The sequence below is a fragment of the Salegentibacter sediminis genome (assembly GCF_002078605.1).
GTDB classification, from domain to species: Bacteria; Bacteroidota; Bacteroidia; order Flavobacteriales; family Flavobacteriaceae; genus Salegentibacter; species Salegentibacter sediminis.
This window is the reverse complement of the sequence record NZ_MSJR01000004.1, coordinates 212339-227928: the sequence shown is the minus strand read 5'-3', so window position 1 is coordinate 227928 and position 15590 is coordinate 212339. Positions and strand designations below refer to the sequence as shown.

The following is a 15590-nucleotide window of genomic DNA, read 5'->3' as shown; positions in this document are numbered from 1 at the left end:
TATGCTTAACAGAAAAAACATATTCAGAATTTCTGTGCTTGTGGTGGCAGGAATGCTGGTGCAGGCTTGTAATGTAAAGCGTTTTATCCCTGAAGATGAACTTCTATATACTGGGGCAGAAATTAAGCTGGAAGCCGAAGACAGTATAAAAGCACAGAACAGGATAAAAGAAGAAATTGTGGCAGTGCTAACCCCCGATCCAAACACAAAAATTTTGGGCAGCCGTCCCGGATTGTATTTTCATTATAAAGCCCAGAAAGAAAATCCGGGGTTTATCAATAAATTCCTGAATAAAAAGATAGGAGAGGAGCCGGTTTATACTTCAGATGTAGATTTAGGTCAAACTTCAGATTTAATTAATAACCGTCTTGAAAACCGTGGATTCTTCTATAGTAAGATTAATGCTTCCATGGAAGAGGATTCCACCGCCAAAAAAGCTAAGGCGATTTATAAGGTTAATTTATCACGCCCGTATAGAATGGAAAAATTTGAGTTGGATGCTGATTCCTTAAATATTTATCCTGAAATAAAAGAAAGCCTGGCGGAGAGCTATATCGAACCAGGAATGAGATTTGATCTCACCATAATGAAGGCCGAACGCGAGCGAATAGATAAACATTTAAAAAACCGAGGTTATTATAACTTCAATCCATCTTTTTTGATATTTGAAGCCGATACCAATCAATATGATAACAAAAAATTCAAGCTTTATCTGAAACTCAAAAATAAGGTTCCGAAGCAAGCAATTATTCCTTATCAAATTGAAAAAGTAAATATTTATGCAAATTATGAAGTAGGAACCGATAGTGTTCGCCAGGATACTGTAAGATACGGGAACAAAAATTTTATTCAGAACCCCGAATTTTTTAAGCCAAAATATCTTGAGCCTTATATAATAATAGATGAGGGGCAATATTTTGACCCCGATGATTCCCGTAATACCGCCAGAAGACTTGGCTCTATTGGCGCCTATAAATTTGTGAACATTCGTTATAAGGAAACAGACACTATAACAAGCGATAGCCTTGGTAAACTTGAAGCCAATATATATTTATCGCCTCTCAAAAAAAGATCCATTCGAGCCGAGTTGCAGGCTGTAACCAAATCAAATAATTTTGCCGGCCCGGGCCTGGCCGTTACTTTTACCAATCGGAATTTATTCCGCGGTGGAGAAATACTTAATCTTACAGGGAAGTTCAATTATGAAAAACAGATTTCCAGTGGAGACCAGCGGGGTTTGAGTAGCACCCAACTTGGTCTGGAGACCGATCTCATCTTTCCACGCTTATTATTTCCGGTGAACATAAATCATAACTGGTTTCGGTATTCCATTCCTAAAACCAAAATAAGCCTGGGCGGCGATTATTTAAACCGAAGCAAGCTATTTAGCATGCTCTCTGCTTCAGCTAGATTTGGCTATTACTGGGATGCCAATCGTTATGTTAGTCACGAGTTTAACCCCATTTCCCTTAATTATCTCAGACTTGCTAATACCACTCAGGAGTTTAGAGATATCCTGGATGATAATCCCTATTTGCGCAACAGTTTTAACCAGGAATTTATTTCGGGCTTAACCTATTCCTTTATTTACAACGGGCATATAGACCAATGGAAAAAGCATCAGTTTTTCCTGAATTCCACTCTTGATATTGTAGGAAACAGTGTAGATCTGTTAAGTAATAAAGATGGCCCCAGGCCACGCACTTTTTTAGGCCTGGAATATGCACAATATGCCAAGGCCGATGCTGATTTTAGATATCATTTTATAATCAAAGGGGAACAAAAAATTGCCACCAGGATATTCGCGGGTTATGGAATTCCCTACGGAAATTCTGAAGTTTTGCCCTTCACTAAACAATACTTTACGGGAGGCCCGTATAGTGTAAGAGCTTTTAGAATACGTTCCCTGGGACCTGGAACTTACAACCCGGACGAAGATAACCAGGATTCTTTCTTTGATCAATCTGGAAACATAAGGTTGGAAGCCAATCTAGAATACAGGTTTCCAATAATATCGTTTTTAAAAGGAGCTGCCTTTGTCGATGCCGGCAATGTTTGGAACAGTAAATTTAATGAGGAACTGCCAGGTGGAAAATTTAATTCAAATTTTATAAATGAGCTTGGTATTGGCGGTGGCGCCGGGCTAAGAGTAGATATACAAAATTTTGTAATCCGGTTTGATCTGGCTGTTCCATTTCACGATCCGGGCTTAGATAAAGGCGACCGCTGGACGTTTGCTATAGATGAACCAGTACTTAATTTTGCCATTGGTTACCCCTTTTAATGCTGCGCTTTTTCTCCATAACACAGGTCGCCGGCATCGCCAAGACCTGGTACGATATAGTCCTGGTCATTTAGTTTTTCATCTATTGCCGCAATCCATAACTTTGTGGCTTCAGGGAAATTTTCAGCAATATATTGCACCCCTTCCTGGGCACCAATTACAGAAACCAGGTGAATTTGTTTTGGTTTCCCCATTTCCTGTAAAGCATTGAATACATTTACAAAAGATCGCCCTGTGGCCAACATAGGATCTGCAAGAATAAGCGTTTTTCCTTCCAGGGAAGGAGAGGCGAGGTACTCAACTATTATTTCAAATCTTTCATCATCATAGGGATGATGGCGGTAAGCAGAGATAAAAGAATTTTCAGCTTCATCAAAATAATTAAGCAAACCTTCGTGCAATGGTAATCCTGCTCTTAGAATACTACAAAGCACAATATCTTTATCAGGAAGATGCATAGTTGCTGATCCTAATGGGCTTTTTATTTCAGCTTCCTGAAAATTAAGCGATTTACTCAACTCGTATCCAAGGATTTCTCCTAAACGTTGAATATTTCTTCGAAACCGCATGCGGTCCTTTTGAATACTAACATCTCTTAATTCTGCTAAAAATTTGGAAGCGATGGAATTTTGTTCCAGAAGGTGGTGAACCTGCATTTTTTATGAGTTTTAGCAAAGATAAGAAATCCAAATTCCAAATTAGGATTAAAATAAAGCCTTGTAATTTCATAATCTCTTAATTTGGCTATATTTTTGATGTATACTGCTCCAATACAATTTAGTCATATGAAATCGGGATTACTTCTTTTAGTTATGTTATTAGTTGGACTGGGAACATATGCCCAGATTGAAATCCCCAGAACGACTAATACCGGAGGTTTACTCAAAGCCGAACCCGAATCAAAATCTGGCTTTCCTTTGCTGAAAGCTGAAAACCCAAAAGAGAGTAAATACCTTAAGACTGATAAGGCTAAAAAAATTGATTTCAGAGAAACCAATGATGAGTTAATTACTGCCGGGGAGGTAGTGGAAAAGAAATGGAAAAAAGAACGGGACATTAAAAATGCTCATAAAGAAAATCAATATTTGGGTGATTTTACCACAAGTGGAAAATTCGTGGAATTGTATGCCCGGGATCACGAATATGTTGATGGAGATAAAGTAAGGGTTATTATAAATGGCGTGGAAGTACAACGCATTACCCTTGGTGCAGGTTACCATCCCGTCCTGGCCAAACTTGCAAGCGGCTTTAATAATATCGAATTCGAAGCTTTAAACCAGGGAACATCTGGCCCCAACACGGCTGAATTAAAAGTCCTGGATGAAGAGGGCAAACTTGTTACTACCAAGGTATGGAACCTACTTACCGGAGCTAAAGCAAGCCTTATTGTTGTAAAAAAATAACCACTGCCCTGAGGCCAGAATCATCTGGATTTTTACTAACTTTATTAGAAGGATAGTCACTTAGGTAACAATTGTTACACTTTGATTTCGGCAATAATTTTATATTCGGGCGCTTCACTAAATTAACAGGCTTGCAATTGTATTATGGATAAATTAAAAGTTTTTAAGACTATATCTAAGATTTTCCTCGGATTTGTTGTATTTATCGTACTCTTATTTGGAGGGCTTATTCTCTTTGTTGAATCGCCAGAACTTTTTATCAGAGATAAAATAGCTGCAGCCGATTGGGAGCCGAAAAAAGTCGAAGAAGACCTGGAATATAATATCTTAGATCGTGACGTAGAATATGGCTACCGTTTAGTAGCTGAATCTGCCAAATATATGGGACCCGGAGCCGATCATCCTGAAATGCGCTATGCCGGTAATAATCTCGCTTGTGTGAATTGCCATTTAAAAAATGGTACCCAGGCAGGCTCGGGATCCTGGGTAGGTGTTTTGGAAAGGTTTCCTCAATACTCCAATAGAGATGGGAAAGAATCTACTATTCAAGATAGAATAAACGGTTGTATGGAGCGCAGTATGAATGGAAAAAAACTCCCGGTAGATTCTAAAGAAATGAATGCAATTGTTGCTTATATGGATTATATAAGTGAAGGTATACCCGAAGAAAGAAAAGCTGAATTTAAAGGTTATCCTTCTATTGAACTTCCAAATTTTGCAGCAGATCCAAAAATTGGAAAAGACTTATACACTAAAGAATGTGCAACCTGTCATGGGGAAGATGGGCAAGGGCAGAGGCTGGCAGAAGCAGAAAAAGGGTATTTGTATCCACCACTTTGGGGTGACGATACCTTTAATCACGGGGCAGGGATGCACCGGGTTATTACCGCCGCCGAATTCATAAAAAGCAATATGCCCTTCGAACAGGCAACCTGGGATAACCCGAAGTTAACAGACGAAGAGGCATATCATATTGCAGCTTATATAAACAGTTTTGATAGGCCTCAAAAAGCCAATACCGAACAGGATTTTCCTGATAAGAAATTTAAACCGGTTTCAACTCCCTATGGCCCCTGGGTGGATGATTTTTCTCCTGAACAGCATAAATACGGACCGTTCCCTCCAATAATAGCTTATTACAAAGAGAAATATGATATTTCTAAAAGTAAATAAGATAAACATAAACTAATCAGCCAGGTCTTCCAGGTTTTGGATTTCAGAAACTGTTGTGCGTATCTCCTGTAAATGCTTTTCCAACATGGCTTTGGTTTCAGGAGTAAATTCGGTTTTCTTTAATTTCTCTTCGTATTCTTTCAAACTGGCCTTTTCTCCCCGGAGACATTCTTCCAGGACCGCTTCATCATCATTTTTGGTGAATAAGGTTTTAAGGTCTATCCAGGTACGGTGTAAATCTGCCGTAGCGCTTCCTTTTTCTTTAGGTTCTGCATTTAGTGCCCTTATTGCTTTATGAATTTCGGTGGCAAACCTATTACGCCTTATGGCCTGTTTCTTTAGAAATTCTTTAAGGTTCACATTATCTGCTTCTTCCAAAGTTTTTTTATAGCCTTTTTCAGCATCATAGTTTTTTTCTAAAAGCTCTTGTAAACTATGGATTCGTTCTTTCTGGCTATCTTCTTTCGCAGCTTCTCTTGTAGTTTTCATAATTAATTGATTTTAAAAGGTTAATACCTTTAAATTTACGGCTTCAGAATCTAACCGCAATTGGTTTTAACAAAATTGAATTAAAATTTTCTTCTTAAATTTAATTCGCTAACCTAAAATCAGCTATTGCTATGAAAAAAGTTCTTATTGCTATAGATTACCATCCCGTATCTGAAGAAGTTGTAAATACCGGCTATGAATTAGCTCAAAAAATGGGTGCAGAAGTTTGCCTTGTCCACGTCCTTGCAGATGTGGCCTACTATGGGATGCAATACCAACCATTTATGGGATATGAAGGCTATAATGAAACGGCAATAGATTTAAACGTTGCCTCAGAAATGCGACAGGTAGCCGAAGATTATTTAGAAAAAGCCGCAGGACATTTAAATGATAAAACCGTTGGGCGCCATCTTGCTGAAGGAGATACCGCCAGAGCCATACTGGATTATGCTGATGAGTGGCAAGCAGATCTAATTGTTATGGGAACCCATAGCCATTCCTTTTTAGAGAAACTTCTAATGGGTACTGTTGCGGCCCAGGTACTGGAAAAAACAAAAATTCCTGTTTATATGGTTCCTGTGAAAAAATAATTTTCTTTTCTCCCATGTTTTAAATCAACTTTTTACAACTGTAGTCATAAAAAGTTGATTTTATGAGTTTAAAATACATTTTAATTAGGATAAGCTACGGCCAGGCCTTAATTTTGCATATCAAGAAATTAACTGCAATAATTGTATTTCCGGTAATAAATCCTTATAATAACTTTATTGCATAGTAAAACAACTTTCAGGATAAACCTAAGCTTGAAAATAATTTACAGAAATAATATAAATAATTAAATAATCAATAGGTAGTTAAAACGAATGGCAAAATCCCAACAAACATTTAATAAAATAGAAAAAGAAAAAAAGAAAGCAAAAAAGCGGGAAGAGAAGAAAAAGAAGAAGGAAGAGCGAAAAGCTTCTAATTCTGATAGTCCTGAATTCGCTTATGTAGATCAATATGGCAATCTTACCGATACCCCGCCAGATCCTGATCAAAAAGTAGAAGTAGATGCCGAAAGCATTGAAATTGGTGTTCCTAAAAAAGAGGATATGCCTGAGGAAGATCCCCAAAGGGAAGGTAAAGTTTCCTTTTTCGATCACTCTAAAGGTTTTGGTTTTATTTTGGATACTCAAACCCAGGAAAAATATTTTGTTCATATTAGCGGTACCCTTGAAGATATTGATGAAAATGACAAAGTTACTTTTGAACTTGAAAGAGGTATGAAAGGAATGAATGCCGTAAAGGTCAAAAAGATATAATTTCAATTCTATGGCTTCGGTATTATACCATGTTTTATTACCGAAGCTTCTTTATTTTTAGGCTATTAAATAGCCCTGTTACTTCCTGGAGCCGGAATTCACATTTTCCGGTAGTCCCCATTTATACAATTTATGCAGAAAACTAAAAAAAATCATCAGGAGATCCTGACCAAGCTTGGTATATCTGAGCTTAATCCTATGCAAAAAAAAGCGCATAAGGTAATAACGGAGCAAAAAGACACCGTTCTGCTATCTCCAACCGGAACCGGAAAAACCCTGGGGTTTTTATTGCCTTTATTAGAACTATTGGATCCTGATCTTGATCAGGTCCAGGCCATTATTCTGGTTCCTTCAAGGGAGCTTGCCATACAAATTGAACAGGTCACACGGGAAATAGGTTCCGGGTTTAAAACCAATGCTGTCTATGGGGGGCGTGCATTTGCTAAAGATAAAATAGAGTTAAATCATCCACCTGCAATTCTCATCGGTACTCCTGGTCGTATTGCCGATCATATAAGAAGAAAAACATTTGCCGTAGAAGAAATCAGAACACTGATTCTGGATGAATTCGATAAATCCCTGGAGGTAGGATTTACCGCTGAAATGAGTGAGATTATTGGTAGCTTAACCCAACTGGAGAAACGAATTTTAACCTCTGCTACACAGGGAATCGAAATCCCTGGGTTCACCGGTGTTAAAGAGCCTAAAATATTAAATTACCTGGAAGGAGGGAGGCCGCCACTCGAGATAAAAACCGTATCGGTTCCAGGTCGTAATAAACTCCCGGGACTCAAAAAGCTTATCAATCAAAACCCGTCAGCTAGCGGTATAGTTTTCTGTAATTTTAAGGATAGCATTGCAGAAGTCAGTGATTATTTAAATGGAAACAAAATCTCTCACGCTTGTTTCTTTGGAGGTATGGAACAAAAAGACAGGGAACGAGCCCTTATTAAATTCCGTAACGGAAGCCACAGAATAATTATCGCAACTGATCTCGCAGCACGTGGGATAGATGTGCCTGAGATCGATTTTATTATCCATTATCAACTTCCATTTAAAAATGAAGAGTTTATTCATAGGAATGGAAGAACCGCCCGGATGCACTCCAGGGGTATTGCTTATGTTTTACATGGTGAAAAGGAAAATTTACCGGAGTTTATTAAACCGAATCAACATAAATGGGAGGAGGGGCTTTCCTTTGAAAGTACAGTAAATACCTCTGCTGAACAAACCACTTTATTTATTTCCGGGGGAAGAAAAGATAAGATTTCCAAAGCTGATATCGCCGGTTTATTTCTGAAACAGGGACAGCTTGAAAAAGAGGAACTTGGCCTTATAGAACTAAAACAGGATTGCGCCTTTGTTGCCGTACCGACTTTTAAGGCGAAGAATTTAATAGAAATCCTCAATAATACTAGGTTAAAACGTAAAAAAGTAAGAATAAGTTTGGTATAATGGTTTTCCAATATGGGTAAAATACAGGAAAATACCTATAAGCTAAGCGAGGGTTTGAAGTTAACTTGGACTGTTTTAGTAAAAGTTACTTGGAACATAGTTATAATTCCTAAAAACCCTGTAATTATGAAAACATTCTTTCAATCATTTAAAACGAAAATTTTACTGTTGTCATTTATTTTTTTGTCTACGGTAACGCTCTTTGCTCAGGAACCATTTGAAGATTCTGTTGTAATAACCAAAACCGATAATAATCTACAATGGGGAGCTTGTCCCGATTTTATGCCAGCTGGTTGCGAGATAGCTGTATTACACGGGGATCCCGGAAAAATGAATGCTGATGTCTTTTTTAAAGTTCCCGCAAATACCCTAATTCCTAATCATAAACATACTTCAGCAGAGCGTATGGTATTGGTTTCAGGAGAATTGGAGGTTACCTACAAAGGTGAAGATTCTCAAATTTTAAGAGAAGGAAGCTATGCATACGGGCCGGCAAAGAAACCTCATTCGGCTAAATGTGGAGATTTGCCCTGCGTACTGTTTATTGCATTCGAGGAACCTGTAGATGCTTTTGCGGTAGAAGAATAAAATTTCTGAAATAGATTAATAAAAAGCTCCTAGAAAAGGTTCTATCCACCTTTTTACTCATATCAACAAATTGAACTATAATTTATATTATGTAAAATAGCATAATTAGATCCACTTCTATTTGTTTTATTTTTTAATTTCTAATCTTCTCCTATATGTCTAAAGTTTTCTAAAATTTAAGCTTAATACCTATGAGCGCTATTTAATTATTGTAATTTCATTTTTACACTGAAATTAATAATCAAATAAATTAAATCTGATCTCTATGGCAGGCGGATCGAAAATCGCAATCTATGGTGCCATTGGCGCCAATACACTTATAGCAATCAGCAAATTTACAGCATCGTTTTTCACAGGTAGTTCTGCAATGATGGCCGAAGGAATTCACTCCCTGGTAGATACCGGGAATGGTCTTCTTCTTCTCCTGGGTATAAAACGTTCTAAACAGGAACCAGACGAAATGCATCCATTTGGTTATGGTAAGGAAGTATATTTCTGGAGTTTTGTAGTGAGCATCCTTATTTTTGCTCTTGGTGGTGGATTTGCCATTTACGAAGGTATCCACGCGCTACAGGACCCTCACGTTATAGAAGACCCTACCTGGAATTATGTGGTCCTTGGCGCAGCAATTATTTTTGAAGGCACGGCGCTGTATCTTGCCCTTAAAACTTTTAATAAATCACGAACTAAGAAAACCAATCTTATCAATAGCATTGTAAAAAGTAAGGATGCTGCTACTTTTGCGGTAATCATTGAAGACACTGCCGCCCTGGCAGGACTTCTTGTAGCCTTGTTTGGTATATTTTTATCTCAACAGCTTCAGAATCCTTATCTTGACGGAGCCTCCTCCATTCTCATTGGACTTATTCTCCTATTAGTAGCCACTTTTCTTGCCCGCGAAAGCAAAGGTCTTCTCCTTGGTGAAAGTGCCAGCGCCGATGTTATGGTTTCTCTGGAAAAAATCCTCAAAAGAAATATTAATATAAAAGATTGGGCTGTTCCCCAAACTATGCATTTTGGTCCCGAAAACATTTTTGCAGTTATCGAGATAGACCTGGCAGATGACCTCAAACTTATTCAGGCAGAACAAACAATGGAAAGTCTGCGTTTGGAAATTAAAAATAAAATTCCGCAAATTCGCCAGGTGGTGATTCAAACCAGTAATGATATTGATGAATAATGTGTTTTCAAACTAAATAATTAGTTTGCGATAATTACCAATCATAAAACTTTGCCAAATGTGTTTGTGATGCTTGTATTGTTAGTGAAATTTATTTTTCTTGAACCTAAATAAAAAATAGAACTATGGACGCAAGATTTCAATATGTAAAGATGGATAAAAGCGAAGGTTTGGAGGAATTCAGCCAGAAAAAGCTTGATAAGTTAGAAGAAAAATATGATTTTATTATAAGTGCTGAAGTGCATTTTAAAAAACATGAAGTTGAAGACCCTAAGGGATATATCTGCAATATAAATATCAGTATGCCTGGCCCTAAAATCTTTGCAGAATCCAACGAAACTTCATTTGAAGCCGCTGTGGTAGAGTCTATTAAAGATATCGATCGTCAGCTTCAGAAAAGAAAAGCAAAAATGAGCACTCATTAAGAGTGGTCGTTTAAATCTAATAAAAAGGGTCTGAAAATTCAGACCCTTTTTTAATTAGATTTTATTCCATTTTGTCCTTATAAGTATGGTCTAAAGCTTCGTCTTCTCCCAGTTCCTGTTCTTCAATTCTTTCTTTAAATTCATTAATGATTCCGCCTTTCAGCAAGATGTTTATCTGGCGATCACTCATACTATGTTTTGTTTCAAATCTTACTTTATCCCCATTGGGTTTACGAACAATTACCCTGATATTATTTCTGTTTATAACATCATTACGCAGATCTCGAAAGGTTATGATATCCCCCTGCTCTATTTTATCGTAATCATTAATATCTAAAAACTCCAAAGGTAGAATTCCAAAATTAACCAGGTTTTGCCAGGCGATTCTTGCGTAAGAATTAGCTATCACCGCTATTTGTCCCAAATATTTTGGTGCGATGGCGGCGTGTTCTCTACTGGAACCCTGTGCATAATTATCTTTTGCAACAACAATGTGCCCCCCGTGTTCGTCTTTGGATTTCATGGCACGGTCATAAAAAGTTTCATCAATGACGGTATAAGAAAATTTACTGATCTCAGGAAGATTACTCCTAAAGGGTAAAACCTCGGCTCCTGCTTTTAAAATCTCATCGGTAGAAATATTATCACCCATCTTTAACAGAACAGGCACACTATAATGATCCTGCATGGGTTCAATATATGGAAGCGATTTAATATTGGGCCCCTTTTCAAGCTCAATATCAGAACTGTCTTCTGGCGGTGCCACGAGCATTTCAGTATTAATGATCTCCAGATCGGGATATTTAAATTGTGGATAGCTCATGTTATAAAGCTTTTCCAAATCCCTTGGATCGGTGATTTTTCCAGTTAAGGCTGAAGCTGCAGCAGTTTCAGGACTACATAGGTACACCTGATCATCTTTTGTTCCAGATCTGTCAGGGAAATTTCTAGGCATAGTTCTCAAACTTATAGTTTTAGATGCCGGGGCCTGTCCCATCCCTATACATCCCATACAACCAGACTGGTGAAACCTTGCTCCCGCTTTAATGAGGTTGGCAAACGCCCGGTTATCTATCATATTCTGAATTATCTGTCTTGATGTTGGGTTGATATCGAAGGATACATCGCCACTAACAGTTTTCCCATCCACAATAGCACCTGCTATCCAGAAATCTCTTAAGCCCGGGTTGGCCGAAGAGCCTATAACCACCTGGCTTATCTCCTTCCCTTCTACTTCGCGTACCGGAACCACATTTCCCGGACTTGTAGGTTTTGCTATTAGCGGAACAAGTTCATCCAGGATAATTTCTTCATGAAGGTCATATTCACATCCCTCATCGGCTATTAATTCTTTCCAGTCTTCCTCTCTGTTCTGTGATTTTAAAAACCTCCGGGTTTCTTCATCGCTCGGGAATACCGTGGTGGTAGCACCTAATTCGGCTCCCATATTGGCAATCACGTGGCGGTCCATTGCACTTAAGTTTTTAAGTCCTTCTCCATAATATTCCACGATCTTTCCTACTCCACCTTTTACATCGTGACGACGCAGCATTTCAAGAATGATATCTTTTGCACTAACCCAATCTGGCAGTTTACCGGTTAACTTTACCCCCCAAACCTGTGGCATTTTTACAAAATACGGTTGTCCTGCAATTGCAGCAGCTACATCCAGGCCTCCTGTACCAATGGCAAGCATACCCAGAGCACCTGCAGCCGGGGTATGGCTATCTGAACCTACCATGGTCTTTCCGGGTTTTCCAAAGCGCTCCATATGTACCGGATGACTTACGCCGTTTCCGGGACGGCTATACCAAAGCCCGAATTTTTGCGCTGCAGACTGGAGGAAAACGTGGTCATCAGCATTTTTAAAATCGGTTTGTAAAAGGTTATGATCTACATATTGTACCGCTACTTCGGTTTGCGCTTTTTTAAGTCCCATAGCTTCGAGTTCTAACTGCACGAGGGTTCCGGTTGCATCCTGAAGCAGGGCCTGATCTATTTTCAAACCGATTTCGGTGCCTGGTTTCATTTCCCCTTTGAGGAGATGCTCTTTAATAAGTTTCTGGGTTACATTTAATTGTGACATAGTTGGTTAATTTTATTTTTTAAAATATCATTTTTTCATTTGAATTACCTAGCATTTAACAATATCTTATAGCATGATTTAGTCTTATTCCTTTATTTTCCGATTGCTAACTAATTTTTGGATTATGAGTGTAATTATTAAACGGGCGCTTTTTGGAGGAGCTGTGGCTACTCTCGTTATGGCTTCCGGTACATTTGTGCTGGGCAGGCTTTCGGGTTATGAGGCAAAGGCTTTATTGGAATCTTCGGTTTCAGGTATAAATATGCTTTGTAATACCGTGATTTTGGGATCGTCAACCATTCTGGCTTTAATGTTAACCCTATTAAGCCTAAGTCGGGCTGCCAATTCCAGTTTAAATAAGGCACATTACCGGCAGGTATTGAGTATTGCTAAATATGATACCATCCTGATAATTTCAGCAGTGATAGCTTTTTTATTCCTGAATATTCCAATTACAGAAAGCCAGGAAGTACCCGGTAGTTGGTATACCACAATTTATTATATAACCCTAGGTGTCGCAGCTTTGCTTGGAGGTGGTTTGATCGCTGTTGTGACTATGCTTTATGGAACAATAGCAAATATTATTTTAATCGTGGGCCTGGGAGTTACCGATCACCCTTTGGTTGAAGATAATCAGGATGAGGAAACAAGTGAGGAATAAAGAAAAAGGGACTGCCTGAAAAATAAAACCAATACCAGACTGAATCCTGTTAGAAATTGGGAAAGGTATCGTTTTATTTTTATAGCAGCCCCGGGAAACTAAATTTAATGACTTCGGCTTAATGCGTTTAGAATATCGGTTTGCTGGCCTTCTTCCAGGTTAAAACCTGGTTTTCCTTTCCTCGGAAATAAATAACTGAATTCTTCTCTGAATGCACTCCAGCTTTCAGCAAGTCCAAAATCGTCATTCTTTTTCTTCATCTCAGGACGCTTGAAAGTATTAAGATCAGAATCGTAAGGGGAACCCTCGGCATCATCCCCGGTAAATAACATCCCGTCGTTTATTTCAGAATAAAGAATCACAGATGCTCCCCCATTGCCGGGAAGATCAAATACCTTTAGACCAAAATCCTTCAGGACATTTTCCTTGGCGGTTATATCCTTTGTTCTAAAGTCATCTCTGAAATTTTTTCTGGGATGGGCAAAAATTGCAGCGCCACCCGCGTCTTCCGAAATTGTTTTTAGATCGGCATAAGCGCTTTTCATTATTTCATCACAGGTGATGAGAATTCCTTTAATGCGATAGCCATCAGAAACCAGTTTTTTTACTGCGTCTTTTGTAGATTTTTCAACGACATCGATCAGAATTATATCCTGGCGATTTATATGCCTTATAGCATACCCCTGATTATGGCTTCCGTTGTTTTTATCTCCTTTAATAATAAAGGTATCCGGTATTAACTTATGGAATTTCCCAGGTTCGGCCTTTTCGATAAATTCGGCAGACTGGCTGTGAAGCACCTCCATTTTATCAACTGTCTTCATAAATTCTTTGGATTTTATATTAGTGGTATTAAGATACAAATTCACTTGAGCCCTCACAATCTCCTTTAGACTGTTTAACGCGTTTTAGGACTTAATTAACTACAAATTATTTTAGATGCTCCCCGCCATTTACCGGGATAATACTTCCATTAATCCAGCCAGCCTCATCTTTGCTCATCAGGTAAACCACATTGCCTACATCGGCAGGTACAGTGAGTCTTTTAAAAGGATTATGTTTTAGGGCGTGAACCCGTAGGGTTTCATTCCCGGGAATCATTTGAAGCGATCTGGTTACCGTTACTCCTGCCTGAATGCAGTTTGCTCTTATCCCATGGGGCGCAAATTCGAGGGCGATATTGCGCGTTATTGCTTCGAGGGCAGCTTTTGCCGCCGAAACTGCTGCGTAATTTGCCCAGGCTTTTTTATGGCCTTCACTGGTAAAGGAAATTATACGCGCATCTTTGGCAAAAAGTTTATTTTCAAAACAGTCTTTGGTCCAATCATAAAGACTAATAGCCATAGCATCTATGGTTAGCTGAAAATCCTGATTACTCAAAGTTTGGTCTTTTCCGGTCATTGGCCTTAATCTGGCTTTGGAAATACTGTGAATCAAACTTCTTATTTTCCCTTTTTCGTTTAGAATTTTTACAATTTCAGAAATAAGGTAACTCCTTTTATCGGCATCGGTGGCATCTACATTAAAGCTTTTTAGCTCTACGCCATGGGCTCTTATTTCGTCGAAGGTTTCCTCAATTTCCGGAATTTCACCTTCAATATCCCGGTGGATAATAATTATGTTCATTCCGTGTTTGGCAAGTTTGCGGGCCGAAGCCAGGCCCAGTCCGGTGCTTCCTCCAAGAATTAATGCCCAGTAATGAGAGTCTTTAAATTCAGCTTCCATACGAATGTAGATTGATTAGTTCTTCTAAGTTACCAAAAATCAATGGATTAAAAATAAAAATCCCGGCTTCTGGCCGGGATTTTATATTAATAAGCATAGTTTAATTTATTCCTGTTCTTCTGCCTGTCTTTTGGCTTCTTCTTTTAGTTCTTCATTGGCTACAATGGCCAGCTCTACCCTACGGTTTTTGGCTCTGCCTTCCACAGTACTGTTATCATATTTTGGCTGGAGTTCTCCATACCATTTCGTCTCAAACCTTCCACTGGCGAGACCTTCTCCCAATAAATAATTTGTAACAGCTTGTGCTCTGTTCTTGGAAAGGGTAAGATTATAACTCTCGCTACCTGTATTATCGGTATGTCCCTCTACAAGAATATTGGAATTGGGATATTCTCTAAAGATATCGGCAAGCTTATCAAGTGTTTCGCGAGATCTGGAGTTGATATTGTATTTGTCGGTATCAAAATAAACCCCACTGGATTCATCAAAAGTAACATTAATACCTTCTCCTACTCTTTCCACTTCTGCTCCAGGGATCTCTTCCTCAATTCTTTGAGCCTGCTTATCCATACGATCTCCAATATAGGCACCAGCGGCTCCACCTACTACTCCACCAATAATAGCTCCAAGAGCGGTATTTCCATCTCCGGTATTGTTACCAATAACACCTCCAATAACAGCACCACCGGCAGATCCGATTACAGCACCTTTTTGTTTATTATTAGCATTCTTGGTTGCTTCACAGCCAAACAACATAGTCGCGGCAAAAAGTAAAGCGAACATTTTATTCAATTGCATCTTCATATCAGTAAAATTT

At 38.6% G+C, this 15590-nt stretch carries 16 protein-coding genes; 10 read left to right on the top strand and 6 right to left on the bottom strand.

What is annotated here, in order from left to right; all coding sequences use genetic code 11:
• The first annotated feature begins 1 nt into the window (after position 1).
• Positions 2 to 2284 carry a translocation and assembly module lipoprotein TamL gene (gene tamL, locus BUW93_RS08715; protein WP_081211188.1) on the top strand — a complete coding sequence of 761 codons (2283 nt, stop codon included), beginning with the start codon at positions 2 to 4 and terminating at the stop codon, positions 2282 to 2284.
• Here the strand turns inward: tamL and upp are convergent.
• A complete protein-coding gene (gene upp / locus BUW93_RS08710; RefSeq protein ID WP_081211186.1) occupies positions 2281 to 2940 on the bottom strand; it encodes a uracil phosphoribosyltransferase in 660 nt (219 codons plus the stop codon). The genes tamL and upp overlap by 4 nt on opposite strands.
• A 129-nt stretch (positions 2941 to 3069) precedes the next feature.
• On the opposite strand from upp, the gene BUW93_RS08705 reads away from it, so the two are divergent.
• Both BUW93_RS08705 and BUW93_RS08700 read left to right on the top strand, forming a co-directional pair.
• A complete protein-coding gene (locus BUW93_RS08705) occupies positions 3070 to 3687 on the top strand; it encodes a hypothetical protein (protein ID WP_081211184.1) in 618 nt (205 codons plus the stop codon).
• 144 nt (positions 3688 to 3831) lie between these two features.
• A complete protein-coding gene (locus BUW93_RS08700; protein WP_081211182.1) occupies positions 3832 to 4860 on the top strand; it encodes a c-type cytochrome in 1029 nt (342 codons plus the stop codon).
• A 12-nt stretch (positions 4861 to 4872) separates the two neighbouring features.
• On the opposite strand, the gene BUW93_RS08695 is transcribed toward BUW93_RS08700, so the two are convergent.
• Entirely contained in the window at positions 4873 to 5349 is a 477-nt protein-coding gene (locus BUW93_RS08695) for a ferritin-like domain-containing protein (RefSeq protein WP_081211181.1), read from the bottom strand.
• A gap of 131 nt (positions 5350 to 5480) precedes the next feature.
• On the opposite strand from BUW93_RS08695, the gene BUW93_RS08690 reads away from it, so the two are divergent.
• From BUW93_RS08690 to hpf, 6 genes are all read left to right on the top strand, one after another.
• Positions 5481 to 5939 (top strand): universal stress protein, encoded by a 459-nt coding sequence (locus BUW93_RS08690; RefSeq protein WP_081211180.1) that lies wholly within the window; start codon positions 5481 to 5483, stop codon positions 5937 to 5939.
• A 273-nt stretch (positions 5940 to 6212) separates the two neighbouring features.
• The gene (locus BUW93_RS08685) at positions 6213 to 6653 is read left to right on the top strand and encodes a cold-shock protein (protein ID WP_081211179.1); all 441 of its coding nucleotides are present in this window, start codon (positions 6213 to 6215) and stop codon (positions 6651 to 6653) included.
• A gap of 132 nt (positions 6654 to 6785) precedes the next feature.
• Entirely contained in the window at positions 6786 to 8108 is a 1323-nt protein-coding gene (locus BUW93_RS08680; protein ID WP_081211178.1) for a DEAD/DEAH box helicase, read from the top strand.
• 126 nt (positions 8109 to 8234) lie between these two features.
• Positions 8235 to 8696, top strand: a complete 462-nt coding sequence (locus BUW93_RS08675; RefSeq protein WP_081211240.1) for a cupin domain-containing protein — start codon at positions 8235 to 8237, stop codon at positions 8694 to 8696.
• Between the two features lie 265 nt (positions 8697 to 8961).
• Positions 8962 to 9876: a cation diffusion facilitator family transporter gene (locus BUW93_RS08670; protein WP_081211176.1), complete on the top strand. Its 915-nt coding sequence runs from the start codon at positions 8962 to 8964 to the stop codon at positions 9874 to 9876.
• A 125-nt stretch (positions 9877 to 10001) separates the two neighbouring features.
• Positions 10002 to 10301, top strand: a complete 300-nt coding sequence (gene hpf, locus BUW93_RS08665; RefSeq protein WP_081211174.1) for a ribosome hibernation-promoting factor, HPF/YfiA family — start codon at positions 10002 to 10004, stop codon at positions 10299 to 10301.
• Between the two features lie 61 nt (positions 10302 to 10362).
• On the opposite strand, the gene BUW93_RS08660 is transcribed toward hpf, so the two are convergent.
• Positions 10363 to 12387 (bottom strand): aconitate hydratase, encoded by a 2025-nt coding sequence (locus tag BUW93_RS08660; RefSeq protein WP_081211172.1) that lies wholly within the window; start codon positions 12385 to 12387, stop codon positions 10363 to 10365.
• A 124-nt stretch (positions 12388 to 12511) separates the two neighbouring features.
• Here BUW93_RS08660 and BUW93_RS08655 point away from each other — a divergent pair, with 124 nt between their 5' ends.
• Entirely contained in the window at positions 12512 to 13048 is a 537-nt protein-coding gene (locus BUW93_RS08655; RefSeq protein WP_081211170.1) for a hypothetical protein, read from the top strand.
• A 104-nt stretch (positions 13049 to 13152) separates the two neighbouring features.
• On the opposite strand, the gene BUW93_RS08650 is transcribed toward BUW93_RS08655, so the two are convergent.
• The 3 genes from BUW93_RS08650 to BUW93_RS08640 all read right to left on the bottom strand — a co-directional run bounded on the left by BUW93_RS08650 (position 13153) and on the right by BUW93_RS08640 (position 15577).
• The gene (locus tag BUW93_RS08650; protein WP_081211238.1) at positions 13153 to 13872 is read right to left on the bottom strand and encodes a hypothetical protein; all 720 of its coding nucleotides are present in this window, start codon (positions 13870 to 13872) and stop codon (positions 13153 to 13155) included.
• 106 nt (positions 13873 to 13978) lie between these two features.
• A complete protein-coding gene (locus BUW93_RS08645) occupies positions 13979 to 14773 on the bottom strand; it encodes an SDR family NAD(P)-dependent oxidoreductase (RefSeq protein WP_081211168.1) in 795 nt (264 codons plus the stop codon).
• A gap of 105 nt (positions 14774 to 14878) precedes the next feature.
• Positions 14879 to 15577, bottom strand: a complete 699-nt coding sequence (locus BUW93_RS08640; RefSeq protein ID WP_081211166.1) for an OmpA family protein — start codon at positions 15575 to 15577, stop codon at positions 14879 to 14881.
• Positions 15578 to 15590 lie beyond the last annotated feature (13 nt).